This window comes from Haloterrigena salina JCM 13891 (assembly GCF_000337495.1).
Classification (GTDB): Archaea; Halobacteriota; Halobacteria; order Halobacteriales; family Natrialbaceae; genus Haloterrigena; species Haloterrigena salina.
Genome location: NZ_AOIS01000045.1, coordinates 38,606 through 56,573 on the forward strand (window position 1 = coordinate 38,606; position 17,968 = coordinate 56,573).

The 17,968-nt window shown below is 67.0% G+C and carries 14 protein-coding genes and 2 pseudogenes; 11 read left to right on the forward strand and 5 right to left on the reverse strand.

Annotation, left to right across the window (positions count from 1 at the left end; genetic code table 11):
* Positions 1 to 162 precede the first annotated feature (162 nt).
* The 4 genes from C477_RS12810 to C477_RS23555 all read left to right on the forward strand — a co-directional run bounded on the left by C477_RS12810 (position 163) and on the right by C477_RS23555 (position 5,558).
* Positions 163 to 1,617 carry a sulfatase-like hydrolase/transferase gene (locus C477_RS12810; RefSeq protein WP_008894922.1) on the forward strand — a complete coding sequence of 485 codons (1,455 nt, stop codon included), beginning with the start codon at positions 163 to 165 and terminating at the stop codon, positions 1,615 to 1,617.
* Between the two features lie 69 nt (positions 1,618 to 1,686).
* Positions 1,687 to 2,667 carry an alkaline phosphatase family protein gene (locus C477_RS12815; RefSeq protein ID WP_008894923.1) on the forward strand — a complete coding sequence of 327 codons (981 nt, stop codon included), beginning with the start codon at positions 1,687 to 1,689 and terminating at the stop codon, positions 2,665 to 2,667.
* Positions 2,668 to 2,896: 229 nt separating this feature from the next.
* Positions 2,897 to 5,026 carry a hypothetical protein gene (locus C477_RS12820; protein WP_239641876.1) on the forward strand — a complete coding sequence of 710 codons (2,130 nt, stop codon included), beginning with the start codon at positions 2,897 to 2,899 and terminating at the stop codon, positions 5,024 to 5,026.
* Positions 5,007 to 5,558 (forward strand): hypothetical protein, encoded by a 552-nt coding sequence (locus C477_RS23555; RefSeq protein ID WP_152423321.1) that lies wholly within the window; start codon positions 5,007 to 5,009, stop codon positions 5,556 to 5,558. The genes C477_RS12820 and C477_RS23555 overlap by 20 nt, the downstream gene beginning before the upstream one ends.
* 51 nt (positions 5,559 to 5,609) lie before the next feature.
* Here the strand turns inward: C477_RS23555 and C477_RS12825 are convergent, their stop codons facing one another.
* The 3 genes from C477_RS12825 to C477_RS12835 form a co-directional block, all read right to left on the reverse strand.
* On the reverse strand, positions 5,610 to 6,014 hold the full coding sequence (locus C477_RS12825) for a hypothetical protein (RefSeq protein WP_008894925.1): 405 nt from the start codon (positions 6,012 to 6,014) through the stop codon (positions 5,610 to 5,612).
* A gap of 23 nt (positions 6,015 to 6,037) precedes the next feature.
* Positions 6,038 to 6,502 carry a DUF2240 family protein gene (locus tag C477_RS12830; RefSeq protein WP_008894926.1) on the reverse strand — a complete coding sequence of 155 codons (465 nt, stop codon included), beginning with the start codon at positions 6,500 to 6,502 and terminating at the stop codon, positions 6,038 to 6,040.
* Positions 6,503 to 6,576: 74 nt separating this feature from the next.
* Positions 6,577 to 7,215, reverse strand: a complete 639-nt coding sequence (locus C477_RS12835; protein WP_008894927.1) for a ribonuclease H family protein — start codon at positions 7,213 to 7,215, stop codon at positions 6,577 to 6,579.
* A gap of 231 nt (positions 7,216 to 7,446) precedes the next feature.
* Between C477_RS12835 and C477_RS12840 the strand changes: the two genes are divergently transcribed.
* The 7 genes from C477_RS12840 (at position 7,447) to C477_RS12870 (ending at position 15,269) form a co-directional block, all read left to right on the forward strand.
* Positions 7,447 to 9,012 (forward strand): ABC transporter substrate-binding protein, encoded by a 1,566-nt coding sequence (locus C477_RS12840; protein ID WP_083870284.1) that lies wholly within the window; start codon positions 7,447 to 7,449, stop codon positions 9,010 to 9,012.
* Between the two features lie 71 nt (positions 9,013 to 9,083).
* Complete coding sequence (locus tag C477_RS12845) at positions 9,084 to 10,073, forward strand: ABC transporter permease (protein WP_008894929.1); 990 nt, start codon at positions 9,084 to 9,086, stop codon at positions 10,071 to 10,073.
* Positions 10,070 to 11,065 carry an ABC transporter permease gene (locus C477_RS12850; protein WP_008894930.1) on the forward strand — a complete coding sequence of 332 codons (996 nt, stop codon included), beginning with the start codon at positions 10,070 to 10,072 and terminating at the stop codon, positions 11,063 to 11,065. Before C477_RS12845 ends, C477_RS12850 begins: the two co-directional genes overlap by 4 nt.
* Positions 11,062 to 12,345, forward strand: coding sequence for an ABC transporter ATP-binding protein (locus tag C477_RS12855; protein ID WP_008894931.1), 1,284 nt, complete (start codon positions 11,062 to 11,064; stop codon positions 12,343 to 12,345). Before C477_RS12850 ends, C477_RS12855 begins: the two co-directional genes overlap by 4 nt.
* The gene (locus tag C477_RS12860) at positions 12,342 to 13,655 is read left to right on the forward strand and encodes an ABC transporter ATP-binding protein (protein ID WP_008894932.1); all 1,314 of its coding nucleotides are present in this window, start codon (positions 12,342 to 12,344) and stop codon (positions 13,653 to 13,655) included. Before C477_RS12855 ends, C477_RS12860 begins: the two co-directional genes overlap by 4 nt.
* A gap of 180 nt (positions 13,656 to 13,835) precedes the next feature.
* The gene (locus C477_RS12865; RefSeq protein WP_008894933.1) at positions 13,836 to 14,201 is read left to right on the forward strand and encodes a DUF7344 domain-containing protein; all 366 of its coding nucleotides are present in this window, start codon (positions 13,836 to 13,838) and stop codon (positions 14,199 to 14,201) included.
* Between the two features lie 135 nt (positions 14,202 to 14,336).
* Positions 14,337 to 15,269 (forward strand): DMT family transporter, encoded by a 933-nt coding sequence (locus C477_RS12870; protein WP_049914525.1) that lies wholly within the window; start codon positions 14,337 to 14,339, stop codon positions 15,267 to 15,269.
* A 181-nt stretch (positions 15,270 to 15,450) separates the two neighbouring features.
* Here C477_RS12870 and C477_RS12875 read toward each other — a convergent pair.
* Both C477_RS12875 and C477_RS12880 read right to left on the reverse strand, forming a co-directional pair.
* Positions 15,451 to 16,698, reverse strand: a pseudogene (locus C477_RS12875) (AAA family ATPase); the annotation flags it as partial.
* A pseudogene (locus C477_RS12880) lies at positions 16,694 to 17,932 on the reverse strand (AAA family ATPase); the annotation flags it as partial. The pseudogenes C477_RS12875 and C477_RS12880, both read right to left, overlap by 5 nt.
* Positions 17,933 to 17,968: the final 36 nt, after the last annotated feature.

A 17,968-nucleotide genomic window follows, 5' to 3' on the forward strand; every position in this document is an offset into this window, starting at 1 on the left:
TGGCGGTTCGCGCGGAGACGGAGCGACGGTCGGCCCAGCGGTCAGTATTCGACCGATGACTGTCGTCGTAACTCGTGATAATCGATCTGTAACAGGTTACTCGCTCCGGGGGATCGCAGATAACAGGTTCGTAACAATGAGTGTTCGAAGGGAGTGACCGCTATGCGAAACGTCGTTTTGCTCTGTCTCGACTCCGTCAGGAAGGACACGTTCGACGCGTACGCCCGGCGGCTCGGCGGGCGGGCCGACCTGTCGTACGAGCAGTGTCGGGCCGCGAGCTCCTGGAGCGCCCCGAGCTACGCCAGCATGGTGACCGGGGCGCTCCCGCACGAACACGGCGTTCACACCCACGACCCGTCTGTCTCCGGGATCGATCGCTCGGAGACGCTCTTCGGGGACCTCGAGTCACACCGGGCGCTGGGGGTGAGTACGAACGTCTTCGCCGGCTCGCCGTACGGCTTCGACGCGTTCTTCGACGAGTTCGTCGACGTCACCGAGGCCCACCGGTTTCCCGAGGGAGCCGATCCGGTCGCCGTTCGGTCGGCCAGCGACCGGTCGGGACCGGCCGTCTACCTCGACTTCCTCCGTACCGCGCTCTCCCACGATCGGCCGCTGTACAGCCTCGCCAACGGCGTTACCGGCTTCCTCGATACGGTCTCAGAGGACGCGCCGATTCCGAAGCTGTTCGACGACGGGGCGCGCGCCGTCACCCGCACCTCGAGGGGGCTAATCGACGACACCGACGGACCGTTCGTCCTGTTCGGTTCGTTCATGGAGGCCCACACCCCGCTTCGGGACCTCCGCGCGTTCGACCGATCGCTTCACGCGGCGTCGAACGCGTTCACGACGGCCGATCGGACCGTCTGGGAGCTGATGGAGACCCCCGAGGAACACCGCGAGTTCCTCGAGACGCGCCGCGAGCTGTACGGCGCGGCGATCGACTACCTCGACCGGACCATCGCCGACTTCGTCGACTGGGTGCGGGCGAACACGGCCCGCGAGACGACGGTCGTGATCACCGCCGATCACGGCGAGAATCAGGGGTACGAGTGCGAGGACGGACTCGTCCGCCACAAGAGCAGCCTCTCCGAGGGGCTGTTACACGTGCCGCTGCTCGTCGTCAACCCGCCCGAGGGCTACCCCGAAACCGAATCCGAGTTCGTTTCACACCTCGAGTTGCCGTCGCTGCTCGCGGCGATGGCCCGCGACGAAGTCGTCGATCCCGCGACCGACCGCGTCGTCGCGGAACACGTCGGCATGAGCGCCGGTCCCGAACCGCCCGAGCGACTGGAGTACTGGGATCGGCTGATGCGGGCGGCCTACGACGGGTCGACGAAGTACGTCTGGGATTCGCTGGGGAGCCGCCGCGAGTACGAACTCGATCGCGAGCGCCCGTGCTGGCAGCGTCGCGTCGGCGACGAGAGCAGGACCCAGGGTGAAACGGACGGCTCGAGCGTCGACGAACCGCGAGGGACCGTCCCCGACTGGGCGACCGACCGGTTCGAAACCGACGCGATCGAGTCGAAGCGACGGGCGCTCGAGGACGTCGACGACGGCTCGACCGACGACGTCGACGCGGGCGTACAGGACCGTCTCGAGAAACTCGGCTACGTCTAAGGTAATAGCTGGATAATCGGTCGTCACGGGAGACTAACAAAGGACGATGTGAGTCACGGGTTCGAACACATGGCTACTCGATCCGTTCTCCCGGAGCGATACTCGCTCGAGAACCTCCAGAAGGTCGTTCGAAATCCCAGGCTCCTCCGGAAGGAACTGTTCACGCTTGGTCTGCGGATCAACTCGCGGGCGGCCCAGTTTCGAAACGAGCGCCGGGGAACCGACGACGGTGTCGACGTGATGGGCGCCGACTGGGACAACCTGCTCATCCTCGACGGCTGTCGGCACGATATGTTCGCCGCCCAGTCGGACCTGGAAGGGACGCTCTCCCGGAAACGATCCCGGGGCAGCGATAGCTGGGAGTTCATGGAGGCGAACTTCGCGGGAAAGGACCTCCACGATACGGTGTACGTCACCGCCAACCCCCACGTCTACGAACTCGAGGGCGATGTGTTTCACGCGGTCGTCGACCTCCTGGATCGCTGCTGGGACGAGGATGCTCGGACCGTCCGGCCGGACGCGGTCGTCGAGGAGGCGATCGCCGCCCGCGATCGGTTCCCCGACAAGCGGCTCATCGTCCACTTCATGCAGCCCCACTTCCCGTTTCTCGGCCCGACCGGGGAACAGTTCTCGCACATGGGTCTCGAGCACCACCTGGACGACGACGAGCGCTCGAGCGCGCCCAACCCCTGGTTCGGACTCATCCACGACCAAGACATCGACGTCGAGACGGTCGTGGCCGCCTACCGGGAGAACCTCGATATCGTCCTGCCCCACGTCGAGTCCCTCCTCGAGGCGCTCGACGGAAAGAGCGTGGTGACCGCCGACCACGGAAACCTGATCGGCGAGCGGGGCGTTCCCGTGCCGATCCGGCTGTACGGCCACCCGCGCGGACTCCACGTCGATCAGTTGCTGACCGTTCCGTGGCTCGAGGTCGACGGCGCCACGCGCCGGGAGGTCGTCTCGGAACCGCCGGTCGCGGCCGACGACGCGACGGACGCCGACGACGACGCGGTCGAGGATCGGTTGAGCGCGCTCGGCTACGTCTAGTCGCGGCCGGGCGTCCGTCGAAGCGACCCGTCTACCGCTCGGATAGACGCTCGCTGCGAGAGACAAACGCCTCCCGGCGGCTCTCGTCGTACCGTCTCCCTCTCTATCAAAAATATCTCTACAATATCAATCATAATTATACATTTGACCATGGTACAATGATATTCTGGTTATTTTATTCAATAATTAAGAGAAGACTTATATAGGAAACGGAGAATTACAGCATCGTATGGCACGCGATCCTGCAGTATTGGATGATGGTGAATCCAGCGGCACGAACCCCGAGAGAGCGGATTACGGGAATAATAACACGTTACTTGACCGTCGCTCGTACCTGAAATTGGCGGGGGCAACGACGGCCGCGGCGACCGCAGTGACCGCAGCGACCGGCGCTGCGAGCGCGGCCGACTACGACGTGATTCGGGCCCAGGGACAGACGATCAACATCGGCAGCGGGGAAACGTTCGAGAACAAACTGATCGATCTCACGACCGGCAGCAGCGTGCTGTTGATGGTCAACGGAGCGAACTCGACGATCCGGAACGTCGGCTTCAAAGGCCTCCACCGGGGCGACGGGTTCATGATCTCGATCAACGCCGGCCGCGGCGACGTGCTCGTCGAAAACGTCTATCTCGGCGACGGGTCGACGAAGGAAGGTGCGGATTTCGTTCACGGGCCCGGCGCGGTCTTCATGCACCGGAACAACGACGCCGACGTGACGTTCCGCCGCTGTAACGTACAGGGGTGGCCGAATAACGCCTTCTACTGTTCGAACACCGCCCACGGCGGCAGCGCCCGGTTCGAGTACTGTTTCGGCAAGAACAACGGCGTTTCGACGTACCGCGTCGCGAGCGGGAACGACGCGATCATCGGTTGCGTCGCGTACAACGACAACACCGACTACGGACAGGGCTACGGCGGCTACGGCGAGACGAACGGCCGCCCCGTCTGGGTCTGGAACGGCGGCACCGTGACCATCCGCGACTCGAACTTCTCCGACGGCCCGTACCCGTACGCGCTGGTCGCCGGCGCGAACAACTCGCCCGGCCGCGCCACCTTCGAGAGCGGCGGCTACAGCGGCAACATCCGTCGGGGCGCCGGTTCGACCGTCACCGTCGGCAGCGCCGTCTCGAGCGATCCCGATCTCTCGATTCCCGACGGCGTTCCCACGTCGGCCGAGGCGGCGGCCTCGGGCGGCGAGCAGCGAACCCGCGGCGACCACGAGAACCTCCGGCACACCTACGAGTTCGTCGCCGAAGGCGAGAGCGAGCCGACCGACTACTACTTCGAGGTCGAAGAAGGACCGATCGAGCCTTCGTCGTACAACGGCGCGACGATCGAACCGGAGTACACGTGGGTCAACGACGACGGCACGCGCGCCGCGGGCCGCATCGTCGACGGCCGCCACGCCTGGGAGTTCGATTCGCCGCTCGTCGACGTCACCGTCGACGGTCCGGCCACCCCCCTCGTCAACGACCGGCAGTCGAACCTCGATCGTTACCCGCGTTCGGGCGCGGCCGGCGACGACTGGAAGGGCGACATGCCGTGGCACGGCACCGACAGCGGATCGTCGGACGAACCCACCGACGACGGTGGCGACGGAAACACCGACGGCGACGACGGCGAACGCGCGTTCGAACACACCTACGAGTTCGTTGCCGAAGGCGCAAGCGAGCCGACCGACTACTACTTCGAGGTCGAGGAGGGCCCCATCGAGCCCTCCACGTACAACGGTGCGACGGTCGAGGAGTCCCGCATGTGGGTCAGCGACGACGGCACGCGCGCCGCGGGCCGCGTCGTCGACGGCCGCCACGCCTGGGAGTTCGACTCGCTGCTCGTCGACGTCACCGTCGACGGCCCANGTCGACGGCCGCCACGCCTGGGAGTTCGACTCGCTGCTCGTCGACGTCACCGTCGACGGCCCCGCCGAGCCGATCGTCGACGACCGACAGTCGAACCTCGATCGCTACCCGCAGTCGGGTGCGACCGGCGACGGCTGGAAGGGCGACATGCCGTGGCACAAGTCGTTCGAACACACCTACGAGTTCGTCGCCGAGGGCGAGAGCGAGCCGACCGACTACTACTTCGAGGTCGAAGAAGGGCCGATCGAGCCCTCCACGTACAACGGTGCGACGATCGAGGAGTCCCGTATGTGGGTCAGCGACGACGGCACGCGCGCCGCGGGTCGCGTCGTCGACGGCCGCCACGCCTGGGAGTTCGACTCGCTGCTCGTCGACGTCACCGTCGACGGCCCGGCCGAGCCGTTCGTCGACGACCGACCGTCGTATCTCGGCCGCTATCCGCTTTCGGGCGCGACCGGCGACGGCTGGAAGGGCGACATGCCGTGGCACGCCGCTGACGACCCCGAGCACACGCTGTTGATCGACGGCGTCGGTATCATCGGGAAGACCAGCTACGACTTCCGCGTCAGCGGCGACGCCGAACCGACGAACTACCAGGGCGCGTCGATCAACGACGACACGTCGATCGTCGACGGGCGCGTGAGCGGTTCGCTGCGGGGCTGGCGCGACGCCTTCGAGTTCAGCGGCGATCTCGAGTCGCTCACGATCAACGGCTCGGCCCGCGTCTACCTCGACGACGAGCGGGTCGACCCCAACGAGTACGGCGAGGAACTCGACCACGTCCTCACGGTCGTCAGCAACGGCTCGCCCGCGAGCTACGAGGTGAGCGTCGACGGACGGATCGCGGCGATCGCCGGCGACGACTCGAGCGAGGCGGCCTCGATTCGGGACGGACGGACGGCCGTCGGCTCGATCGACGCCGGCTACCACCGGTTCCGCTACTCGGGATCGGTGACGGATCTCGCGTTCGACGAGGGGACGGCGTTCGTCTACGCCGATCAGGACCGAATCACCCCCGACGACTACTGAACCGAGTCGGCGAGGATCCGCCGCCCGAACCGCGGGCGGTCCGCGATAGAATTATTCCGTTTTTTCCGACCGAACCACCGCTTTCACGACGTTCGTCGCCCGTTTGACGGCGGCGCCGCTCTCGACGAACACGAGCGTTCGCGGCGGTTGCGTCGCTTTCGGACGGACGCGTAACTCGAGGTCCTCGGCAGCCTCGGCCGCGACGTCCTGTCCCGTCTCGAACTCGAGTCGGGCCCTGTCCTCGTGGACGAAGACGCGCGCGATCCGTTCGTCGTCGGCCGAGCGAGGGGACGCGCGCGCCACGTCGTAGGCGCGCGCACCGTCGGTCGTCGGCTCGACGTCGCGGTCGGCGTTCGCGACCGCGATCGACGCGAGTTCGTCGTCCTCGCGGCCCTCGAGTTCTGAGGCGAGCAGTTCGGCGATCCGGCGACCGTCGGTGATCCGCTCCTCGACCATACACCCGATCGGGCGGCCGGGAACTAACGCCCTTCGGCTTCCGCATCGGCGAGGGCCTCGCGCGCGACGGGGACCAGGTCGCTCACGTCGACGCCCTCTCGCTGGGCGTAGACGACCGCGGCGGTTTCGATGGTCAGGCCCAGTTCTTCCTGGAGCTGATTGATGGCGCCGACCGCCTCGTGTTTCTCCATCCCCTCGGCGACGAGCGCGTCGAGGACGCGTTCGAACGCCGAGCGCTCCTGTAAGAGTTCCTCGTCGGGGACGAACTCGTCGGGGACGGTCACCTCGCCGGGATCGAACGTGGCCTCGAGGGCGTCGTCGGTGCGCTCGAGGAGGCCGTCCTGGGTGGCGACGTCGATCAGGCGTTTCGACTGGTCGGGCGAGAACCAGTCGCGGTCGAGCGAGAGCGCGACCACGAACTCGTTTTCCTGGAGGCGCCGGGTGCCGTTCTGGATGAACGGGGCGGCGACCGCGACGCGGAGGCTCATAGAATGAGGTCGCCGGAACGGCGAGATAACGGTGGCGGTTCCGCGTCGCCGTCGCGGTCGCGGACGCGACAGTGTCAGTCGGAGGCGCGCCCGCTCCCGCCGTTGCGATCGGCTCGAGACGGCGGCGGGAACTCGGCGGCGGCCGGTTCCGGCGTCTCCGGCAGGACGCAGCGCTCGGGTTCCTGGTTGACGTGCCGGTAACGGTCGGGGGCGTTCGCGAGCGGGTGGGCCGGGTTCTGTCCGCTGTCGATGCGCGCGGCCCTGACCTCGCCGAACCCGGTGAGTCGGGCTTCGATACCGCGCCAGTGGTGGCGCGACGCGGGCGGGATCGAGACCGGACGCGGCGGTTTGCCGTCCGGATGGTTCGTCGCGAGAATGGTGCTGTTGACGTTGCTGGCCAACGAGTCGTGGTCCACGAGCACGCCGACGCAGGCGTCTCGCGGCGCGCGAGCGGCGAGGACGTCGAGACCGAGGTGGAGCGCCCGATACTCGGCGACGTTGTTGTCCGGGGGCGCGTCCGCGGTCGCGACGCGAGCAACGCGGGTGCCGTCGCGCGTTTCGATGACAGCGCCCAGTCCGCCGCCCGACTCTCGGAAGGAGCCGTCGGTGGCGACGTAGAAGTCCCGGTGATGGGTGCGCGGGGGGTGGGCGATGTGCGGTGTGGGCGACTCGTCGAACAGGTCCCGCAGGTTGGACCGGCCGTGAGCGGCCATACGAACGACTAAGCCACTCGCCGACTTAACTATTCTGTCCGCGATAACAAATGCCACACATCGGGCTACCGTGCGCTACTGTGCCAAACATCGGTCGAACCGTTTACTAATGCGTTCCGACGGATACTAGCGTGGAGACTCTCAGCGGCGGTGAGAGTCATCGACGGCCGACCGTCATCGATCGCTATTTGTGTCACCATACCTATATATTTCCGAACGGTATGTGGGATCATGGCACGGAAGGTAAAGGGACGGGCGACGCGGCGGTCGTTCCTGATGACAACGGGTGCAGCGTCAGCGGTGGCGGTTGCCGGCTGTCTCGGTGGTGAGGGGCCGGACGACGACGAGTTCGTAATCACGCTCTCGCAGTTTCCGGACACCGTCGACCCCATCGACCACATCACGGGCGACTACTTCGACGTCTTCGATCACGTCTACGAACCGCTGTTCGACGTTCAACCGGGCGAGGAGCCCGAGACGCGAGTCGTCGAAGACTGGGAGCACGGCGACGGCGCCGTCGAACTGCGTCTCCGCGACGACGTACAGTTCCACGACGGCCAGGACCTGACCGCCGAAGACGTCGCGTTCACCCTCGAGCGCCAGATCGATCCGGAGGTCGGCCCCGCCTCCTCGCAGGTCGCCGGGTTGGGGTCGATCGAGGGGGCCGAAGCGGTCGACGACTCGACCGTTCGGTTCGAGTACTCGGGAGCGCCCGCGCTCGCGGAGTACGAGTTCGGGAACTACGCGCGAGCGATGAGCCGCGAGTGGACGGACGACCAGGAGAGCGCCGAGAGCGGCGAGATCGTCGGCAACTCGGCGGACGTCTTCAACGGGACTGGCCCCTACGAGGTCGTCGACTTCACGCCGGACACCGAAATCGTCCTCGAGCCGTTCGACGACTACTGGGGCGACGAGCCGCCGTTCGATCGGCTCGTGTTCAACGCCGACGAGGAGTCCAGCGGCCGTGTTGCCGCGCTCGAGACCGGGGAGAGCGATCTCACCATCAACGTCCTGCCGGAAGACGTCCAGACGGTTCAGGACACCGAGGACGCCGAGGTCCGGACGGTGACGAGCTTCCGAAACATCTTCTGCCCGATGAAAAACGAGGCGGAGCCCTTCGACAGTCGAGAATTCCGGCAGGCGATGAACTACGCCGTCGACAACGCGGGGATCATCGACGACGTCCTCAGCGGCTTCGGCGAACCGATGAGCCAGCCGGTCCCGCCCGGTGTCAACGGCTACAACCCCGACCTCGATCCGTACCCCTACGATCCCGACGAAGCGGCGAGCCTCGTCGAGGAGAGCGGCTACGGCGGGGCGGAGATCGAACTGGTCGCCCCGCAGGGGCGGTACCTGAACGACGCCGACGTCGCACAGACCGTCGCCGACCAGATCGACCAGCTCGAGAACGTCTCCTGCGACGTCGACGTCGTCGACTTCGGGGTCGTCTCCGACGCGAACTCCGCGGGAATGGACGACTACGAGATCCCCTTCTTCATGATCGGCTGGGGGGTCATCACCGGCGACACCGACTACGGCGTCTCCGGGTTCTTTCAGGAGGGCGGCGGCGTCCAGACGTTCCGCGACGAGGAACTCGATCAGGCGATCGAGGAGAGCAAGGGGATCGACGATCCCGAGGAGCGCGAGCAACAGCTGCAGGCGGTCAACGAGCTGGCCCGGGAGAAGGCGCCGTGGATCTTCCTCCACTTACAGGAGAGCATCTACGGCGTCCGCCAGGACGTCCAGTGGGAGCCCCGCGAGGACGAGACCATCTGGGCCTGGGAGATGAGTCAGTAGCTCACCGCTCGGTCGGCACGCGGCGTCCGACCGAACTGCCTCCGTAAGGGGGCAAACGACGTTACCATCAGATGGCACTCGGAAAATTCCTGGTGAAACGGCTCCTTCAGGGCGTGTTCGTCGTCTGGGGAGTCGTCACCGTCATGTTCACGCTGCGGGCCGTCTCGCCGGGCGATCCGGCGAACCTGATCGTCGGCGAGGCCGCCGACCCGCACCTCCGCGAACAGGTCAGAGAACAGTACGGACTGAACGAACCGATATACGTCCAGTACGCCGACTACCTGCAGGGGATCGTCGTCGGCGACTTCGGCTACTCCTTCCAGTCGGGTCGACAGGTCGAGGCGATGGTGATCGAACGGGTCCCGGCGACCCTCGAGCTGGCGATCGCGGCGACGATCATCGCGATCCTCATCGCGGTACCGTTGGGCGTGATCAGCGCGTCCCGCCGGAACGAACCCGCCGACTACGGGGCGACGATGTTCTCGCTGCTCGGGATCTCGACGCCGAACTTCTGGCTGGGCCTGATGTTGATCCTGCTTCTCGCCGTGCAACTCGGGCTGTTTCCGACCGGCCGACGGCCGGTCGGTCTCGCGGAGGCCCTGACGGCCCTGGCGACGACCGGCTACGCCACCGGGCTCGTCGTGTGGCTCAAACACATCATCCTGCCGGCGATCACGCTGGGAACGTACTTCACGGCCCTGATCACGCGACTGACGCGCAGCGGGATGCTCGACGAACTCGGCAAGCCGTACGTCGACGCGACCGAAGCCAAGGGGTTACCGGCCGCGCTGATCCGGTACAAGCACGTCCTCCGGAACACGATGATCCCGATCGTGACCGTCCTCGGCCTCCAGCTGGGGACGCTGATCGGCGGCGCGGTCATCACGGAGACGGTGTTCAGCTGGCCCGGTCTCGGCGACCGTCTCATTCAGGCGCTGAACGCCCGCGACTGGCCGCTCATGCAGGGGATTATCGTCTTCATCGGCATCTCCTTCGTCCTAATCAACATCGTCGTCGACGCGCTGTACGCCTCGCTCGATCCGCGGGTGATCGACGAATGATCCCCGAGCGACTGCGATCGAACCTGAAGCGGGAGTTCGACCGGAGCCTCCTGGCGAAGCTGGGACTGGTGCTCCTCGTCGGCGTCCTGCTCATGGCGGTGTTCGCCCCGATCATCGCGACCCACGATCCGACGCGGACCGGCTACGTCGACGAGAACGGCAACGAGTACCCGCCGCGGGGCGCGGAGTACACCACGCAAATCGGCGAGGACGGCGAATTCGTCGAGGTCGAGGTCGAACCGAACGAGGAGCATCTCCTCGGGACGAACAACATCGGCCAGGACGTCTTTTCCCGGTTCGTCTACGGCGCGCGGACATCGCTGCTGGTCGGACTCCTCGGGACCGGACTCGCCGTTCTCATGGGCGTCCCGTTCGGCCTGATCGCGGGCTACTACGGCGGCCGCGTCGACGACGTGATGATGCGGATCGCGGACGTTATGCTGGCGTTTCCCTCGCTGGTCCTCGCGCTCGCCCTGATCGGCGTCTTCGGCACCTCGGGGATCGGCGTTCCCGATCCGATCGTGATGGCGGGGCTGGCCGACGGGATGCCCGAGAGCACCGCCATCCCCGGTACCGTCACGATCGTCGTCGCGCTGGTCACCTGGGTCTGGTTCGCCCGCGTCGCCCGCGGCGAGGCGATGTCCGTCCGCACCGAGGAATACGTCAAGGCGGCCAGGAGCATTGGCGCGAGCGACTGGACGATCCTCCGCAGACACGTGCTGCCGAACAGCCTGACGCCGGTGATCGTGCTCGCGACGATTCAGGTCGCCGCGGTCGTCCTGCTCGAGAGTTCGCTCTCGTTTCTCGGCTTTTCGGGAACGACGCTCTCGTGGGGCTACGAGATCCAGCGCGGCCAGGACTACCTCCGGACGCGCTGGTGGATCGCGACGATTCCGGGGATCGGGATCGTCCTGTCGGTGATCGCCGTCAACCTGTTGGGCGACTGGCTGCGCGACGCGCTCGATCCGAACATCGAAGGTGAACGAGGATGACGACACCAGACGACATACTTCGCGTTCGCGACCTCTCGACGCGGTTCTTCACGCAGGAGGGACAGATCAACGCGGTCTCGGAGCTCGACGTGCGGATCGAACGCGGCGAGGTCTTCGGGATCGTCGGCGAGAGCGGCAGCGGAAAGAGCGTCACCGCCCGCTCGATCATGGACCTGGTCGAATCGCCCGGTCGGATCACCGACGGGGAGATCTGGTTCGACGACGCCGAGTTGGCCGATGCGGTCGGCGACGATTACCCCGACGCCGTCGACGGAACGCTCGTGAACCTGCTCGAGCTCCCCGAACGCGTCCGGGACTCGCTTCGGGGCACCGCCTTCAGCATGATCTTTCAGGATCCCGAGAGCAGTTTCAATCCGACGCTGACGGTCGGCGAGCAACTCGCCGAAGCCGTCGAAGTCCAGCGTCGGGCCAGCGCGAACCCGCGGTCGACGCGGGCCCGGACCCGGGAGTACTCGCTTGCCTCGTACGCGCTCTCGACGGTGCTTCCCTCGAGGAAGTACGTCACGCCGGAGAGCCGCGAGCGGGCGATCGAACTGCTCGAACTGGTCGGTATCCCGGACCCGGTCAAGCGGGCCGACGAGTACCCCCACGAGTATTCGGGCGGAATGCTCCAGCGGGCGATGATCGCCCAGGCGCTGGCCGGCGAACCCGACGTCTTGATCGCCGACGAACCGACGACCGCGCTGGACGTCACCATCCAGGCCCAGATCCTCGACCTGCTCGACGACTTGCAGGCCGAAACCGGCATGACCATCCTGCTGATCACCCACAACCTCGGCGTCATCGCCCGGATGTGCGACCGGGTCGGCGTGATGTACGCCGGCGAGATCGTCGAGCGGGGGACCCTCGCGGACGTCTTCGACGACCACGTCCATCCGTACACCGAGGGGCTGCTCGGGTCGATCCCGGATCTCGAGGGCGCGCGCGGTCGCCTCGAGCCGATCCCGGGGAACGTGCCGAGCCTGCTCGACGAGGAGATGGCCGACCGATGTCGGTTCGCCGACCGCTGCCCGAAGGCCATGGAGGACTGTCTCGAGCATCCGCCGGAGTACCCGGCCGCGGGAAGCGACCACCACGAGGCCCGGTGCGTCCTCGCCGAGACGACGTACGACGAGACGCGGGCGCTGTCCGAGGACCACTTCGGCGAGACGGAGCGACCCGCCGCCGACAAACACGCTGGGCCGGAGGAACCCGACGAGGAACCGCCGGAAGAGCAGTCGCACCCGCCGACCGAGACGACCGGGGGTGAACACCAGTGAGCGTCGGCGACCCGCTCGTCCGCGTCGACGACCTCCGCAAGTACTTCTGGGAGCACGACTCGCTGCTCGACCGGCTGTTCGGCGACGAACCGGTCCCCGTCCGCGCCGTCGACGGCGTCAGCTTCGAGATCTACGAGGGCGAGACCCTGGGTCTCGTCGGCGAATCCGGCTGCGGCAAGTCGACGGCCGGCGAGACGATGGTGCGCCTTCAGGAGCCGACCGACGGCCGAGTCGAGTTCGACGGCGAGCCGGTCTTCGCCCTCGAGGGGGAGGCCCTCGACGCGTTCCGGCGCGCGGTGCAGATCGTCTTTCAGGACCCGTTCTCGAGTCTCGATCCGCGGATGACCGTCGGCGACACCGTCAGGGAGCCCCTGGACGTCCACGGCGTCGGCACCGAGAGAGAGCGGCGAGACCGCGTCCGCGACCTTCTCGAGCGCGTCGGCCTCTCGGCCGACCAGTTCGACCGCTACCCCCACGAGTTCTCCGGCGGACAGCGCCAGCGGATCGGCATCGCCCGCGCGCTGGCCGTCGAACCCGAGTTCGTCGTGCTCGACGAACCGACCTCGGCGCTGGACGTCTCCGTCCAGGCCCAGGTGCTAAACCTGCTCGACGACCTCCAGGACGAGTTCGACCTCACCTACCTGCTGATCAGTCACGACCTCTCGGTGATCCGCCACGTCTGCGACCGCGTCGCCGTGATGTACCTCGGCGAGATCGTCGAAATCGGTCCCGTCGACGAGCTGTTCGGGGCGCCGAAACACCCCTACACGCGGGCCCTGCTCGAGAGCGTTCCCAGGGCGTCGACCGACGAGCGCGAGCGCGACCGGGAGACGCTGGCCGGCGACGTGCCATCGCCGCGGGACCCGCCCAGCGGCTGCCGGTTCCGGACCCGCTGTCCGATGGTGATCCCGCCCGAAGGTCTCGACATCGAACGGGAGACCTACCGCGAACTCATGACCCTTCGCGAGCGGATCGAGCGGCGAGACGTCTCGCTCGAGACGGTCGATACCGACGAACAGTTCGATATCGACGACGGCGCGTCCGACGAGGACGTTCCCGCCGCGACCGCGGCGCTGAAGGATCGGTTACTCGAGAGCGAGTTGCCGCCGCGTCACGAGGCCGTCGTGGACGAGGCGCTCGCGGAACTCACGGCGGGCAACTGGGCGGCCGCCGCCGACCGGTTGCGGGCCGAGTACGAGAGCGTCTGCGAACGGGAAGCGCCCGGCCTCGGCGACGGCTCGCATCCGGTCGCCTGTCACCTCCACGGGGCGGCCGCCGAACGGACGGACGGCCCGAGTTCGTGGACGTGATCGACCGCGGTCGAACTGCGCGGCTCCGGCCGACCGAAATCGGTCGGTGCTATCAGTCGGTGATATGGGGCAGTCGCCCGCAGTCGGCGGGTTTCGGGACGGCCCGAGCCGACTGTTCAGCCGATCGCCCCTATCTGTGTTGGCAGTAGGTGTAATATGGCCGGATGCCTTCATCGAAGTATGAACGACGCGAACGCCACCCGGATGGAAGCGGCCTGCTCCCTTCTCGCCGAGTCCGAACGCCGATTCCTGCTCTACCAGCTCGCCGAGAACCGCGGCGCCCACCTCGAGGACGTCGTGAGCCGAATCGCCGCCTGGGAGTTCGACGTCCACCCGGTCGAGATCGACAAGGAGGACCGACAGCGGGTCTACGTCTCGCTGGTTCACAACCACCTCCCGCGACTCGCCGACTACGACATCATCGAGTACGACCTCCGCAACGGCGACATCGTCCTCGCCGACGGGTTCGACGACATCAAGCCGCTGCTCGAGCAGTTCCGGCAGACCGAGGAGGAGCCGGAGATCCGCGAACTGCCGTCGCTCTAACCCTCGAGCGTCGCGGTAACGCAGCTCGTCGTACAGCGGCCGTCCATTCCGTACAGCGTCCGATCTTTTTCGATCCCGTTCGTCGACCCCGTTTCGAATCGAAACGCGTAGAACCGTGCCGACGAGACGGCCGATATGAGTCGTTTTCGCGATCTCGTTCGCTTTCTCGCGCTCGCGACCGTCTGGGGCTCCGCATTCGTCGCGATCAGCGCCGGCCTCGACCACTTTCCGCCGGTGTTGTTCGCCGCCTTTCGGTACGACATCGCGGGCGTCCTGATGCTCGCCTACGCCGCCGTCGCGGTCGACGACTGGCGACCCCGCGGCCGCGGCGAGTGGTCGCTGGTCGCCGTCGGCGCCGTCCTGTTGATCGCGGCCTACCACGCCTTCCTCTTCGTCGGCCAGCAACACACGACGGCGGCCGCGGCCGCAATCGTCGTGAGCCTCTCGCCGGTGCTGACCACCGGGTTCGCCCGCCTGCTCGTCCCCTCGGACGCGCTCTCCCCGGTCGGCGTCGGCGGCCTCCTGGTCGGCCTGCTCGGCGTCGCGGTCGTCGCGCGCCCCGATCCGTCGAACCTGCTGTCGGTCGACGCCGTCGCGACGGGACTCGTCTTCTGTGCGGCCGCCGCCTTCGGACTGGGCAGCGTCCTCACCCGCCGGATCGACGCCTCGCTCCCGATCGAGACCATGGAGGCCTGGTCGATGATCGGCGGCGCGCTCCTGGTGCACGCCGTCAGCCTGGCGCTCGGCGAACCGCTCGAGCCGTCGACGTGGACCCATCCCGAGGCGCTCGGCGCGCTGGGCTACCTGTCGCTGGTCGCCAGCGCGCTGGGCTTTCTGCTCTACTTCGATCTGCTCGAGCGACTGGGCGCCGTCGAGATCAACATGGTCTCCTACGTCGCGCCGATCGTCGCCGCGCTGGTCGGCTGGCTCTACCTCGGAGAAGTCGTCGACGCGACGACGGCCGCCGGCTTCGGCTTCATCGCGGTCGGCTTCGTCCTCGTCAAGCGACGGGCGCTGCGCGAAGAGTTCGGGCACGCGCTGGATCTGGGTCGATCGTCGAGCGAGTGAGCCGACGACCGATCGGAAACGCCCGCGGCCGGCGTACGGCGCGGGTCGGGAGAGCGGAGACTCGAGTCGCTATCGGCTGGTCTCCCATCGATAGCGAGGCCCAGTTCAGACGCCGCTCCGAGAGGCGACCGCTCGTCGGTCGAAAACCGCGAAAAATAACGCGTCCAGCCCGAGGGTGCGATTACTGGAAGCCGATCCGACTGTCGCGGCGACCCGTCGGTCCGGGGCCGCCCGATCCGCCGCCCTGGAACTCCTCTTCGATCTGCTCGTAGTAGTCGAGGATGTCGTCGGTAATCGTCGGCCGGACGTTCTCCATGGCCTGCCGGAAGTGGCGCATCTCGACGATGTCGGCCTCCTCGTCCTCGCGCAGCGCCTCGATGGCCGCCTCGCGGGCGATCGACTCGAGGTCGCTGCCGACGTAGCCGTCGGTGATCTCGGCGATCTCGCGCAGCGTGACGTCCGCGGCCAGCGGCGTGTTCTGGGTGTGGATCTCGAGGATCCGCTCGCGGCCGTCGACGTCAGGTTCGCCGATCATGACCAGCCGGTCGAACCGCCCCGAGCGCAGCAGCGCGGGGTCGATCATGTCCGGTCGGTTGGTCGCGCCGATGACCATCACGTTCTCCATCTCCTCGAGCCCGTCGAGCTCCGTCAGGAGCTGGTTGACGACTCGCTCGGAGACGTTCGAGCCGGTTTCACCGCCTCGGCCCGGCGCGAGCGCGTCGAGCTCGTCGAAGAAGATGACCGTCGGCGAGACCTGCCGCGCCTTGCGGAAGGTCTGCCGGATGGCCTTCTCCGACTCGCCGACCCACTTCGAGAGGAGTTGCGGGCCGCGCACCGAGATGAAGTTCGCGTTGGTCTCGTTGGCGACCGCTTTCGCCATGAGCGTCTTCCCGGTGCCCGGCGGCCCGTACAGCAAGACGCCGGCCGGCGGATCGACGCCCAGCCGGTCGAACCGCTCGGGGTTCGAGAGGGGCCACTCGACGGACTCCTGGACCTGCTCCTTGGCGGAGTGGAGCCCGCCGACGTCGTCCCAGGAGATCTTCGGGAGTTCGACGAGCACCTCCCGCATCGCCGAGGGTTCGACCTCGTTCAAGGCGCCGCGGAAGTCCTGGCGCTTGACGATCATCCGGTCGATCAGGCTCGGCGGGATGTCCTCCTCGTCGAGATCGATCTCGGGGAGGTACCGGCGCAGGGCCTTCATCGCGGCCTCCTTCGTGAGGCTCTCGATGTCGGCGCCGACGAAGCCGTGGGTCTCGTCGGCCAGGTGGCCGAGGTCGACGTCGTCCGAGAGCGGCATACCGCGGGTGTGGATCTGCAGGATCTCCTCGCGGCCGACCTCGTCCGGGACGCCGATCTCGATCTCGCGGTCGAACCGACCCGGCCGGCGCAGGGCGGGGTCGACCGAGTCCACGCGGTTGGTCGNTGGGACGGATGCGCCGGAGGGCGTTCATCGCGCCCTCGCGGGTGAGGCTCTCTAAGTCGGCCCCGACGAAGCCGTGGGTATTCTCGGTGTACTGGTCGAGGTCGATCGACTCCTGGAGGGGCATCCCGCGGGTGTGGACCTGCAGGATCTCCTTGCGGCCGTCCTTGTCCGGGACGCCGATCTCGATCTCGCGGTCGAACCGACCCGGCCGGCGCAGGGCGGGGTCGACCGAGTCCACGCGGTTGGTCGCCGCGATGACGATGACCTGACCGCGGGACTCGAGACCGTCCATCATGGTCAGCAACTGGGCGACGACGCGGCGCTCGACCTCGCCGGTGACGTCCTCCCGTTTGGGCGCGATGGAGTCGAGTTCGTCGATGAAGATGATCGACGGCGACTCCTCGGTCGCGTCCTCGAAGATCTCCCGTAACTGCTGTTCGGACTCGCCGTAGTACTTCGAGATGATCTCCGGCCCCGCGATCGAGAAGAAGCTCGCGGAGGTTTCGTTGGCGACGGCCTTCGCGAGCAGCGTCTTCCCGGTGCCCGGCGGCCCGTGGAGCAGGACGCCCTGCGGGGGCTCGATGCCGAGCTTCTTGAAGATCTGCGGGTGTTTCATCGGGAGTTCGACCATCTCCCTGACCCGCTGGATCTCGCTTTGCAGACCGCCGATGTCCTCGTAGGTGATGCCGCCGCCGGTCTTCTCGAAGCCCGAAATCGGCTCCTCGCGAAGCTCGACGTCGGTGTCCTCGGTGATGAGGACCACGCCCTCGGGTTCCGTCTCGACGGCGATGAGCGGAATCGCCTGGCCGGGCGACCGCATGAACGGATGGTTCGTCGAGGACATGACCGGGACGATGTCGCGACCGACGACCGGCCGCTTCAAGATCTGTCGTTTCACCATGCCGGCGGCGTCGGAACCGAACTGGACCGACGCCTCCTCGGGGGGTGCGAGGGTGAGCTTATCCGCCTTCGTGGCTTCCGCCTTGCGGATCGTTACGCGTTCGCCGATCCCCACGTCGGCGTTCTGACGGGTGAACCCGTCGATGCGAACCGTATCGGTGTTCCAGTCCTGCCGGTCGGCGCGCCACACCTTCGCGGCGGTGGTGTCGGCGCCTTCGATTTCGATGATGTCGCCCGGACTCAGCTTCAGATGCAACAGCGTGTCCGGGTCGAGTCGGGCGATACCACGACCCGAGTCGTTCGGGTACGCCTTCGCAACCTCCAGTTGAACTTCGTTCATGATTCGGGATGGACGGCGATGTCAGTGATTCCGCTT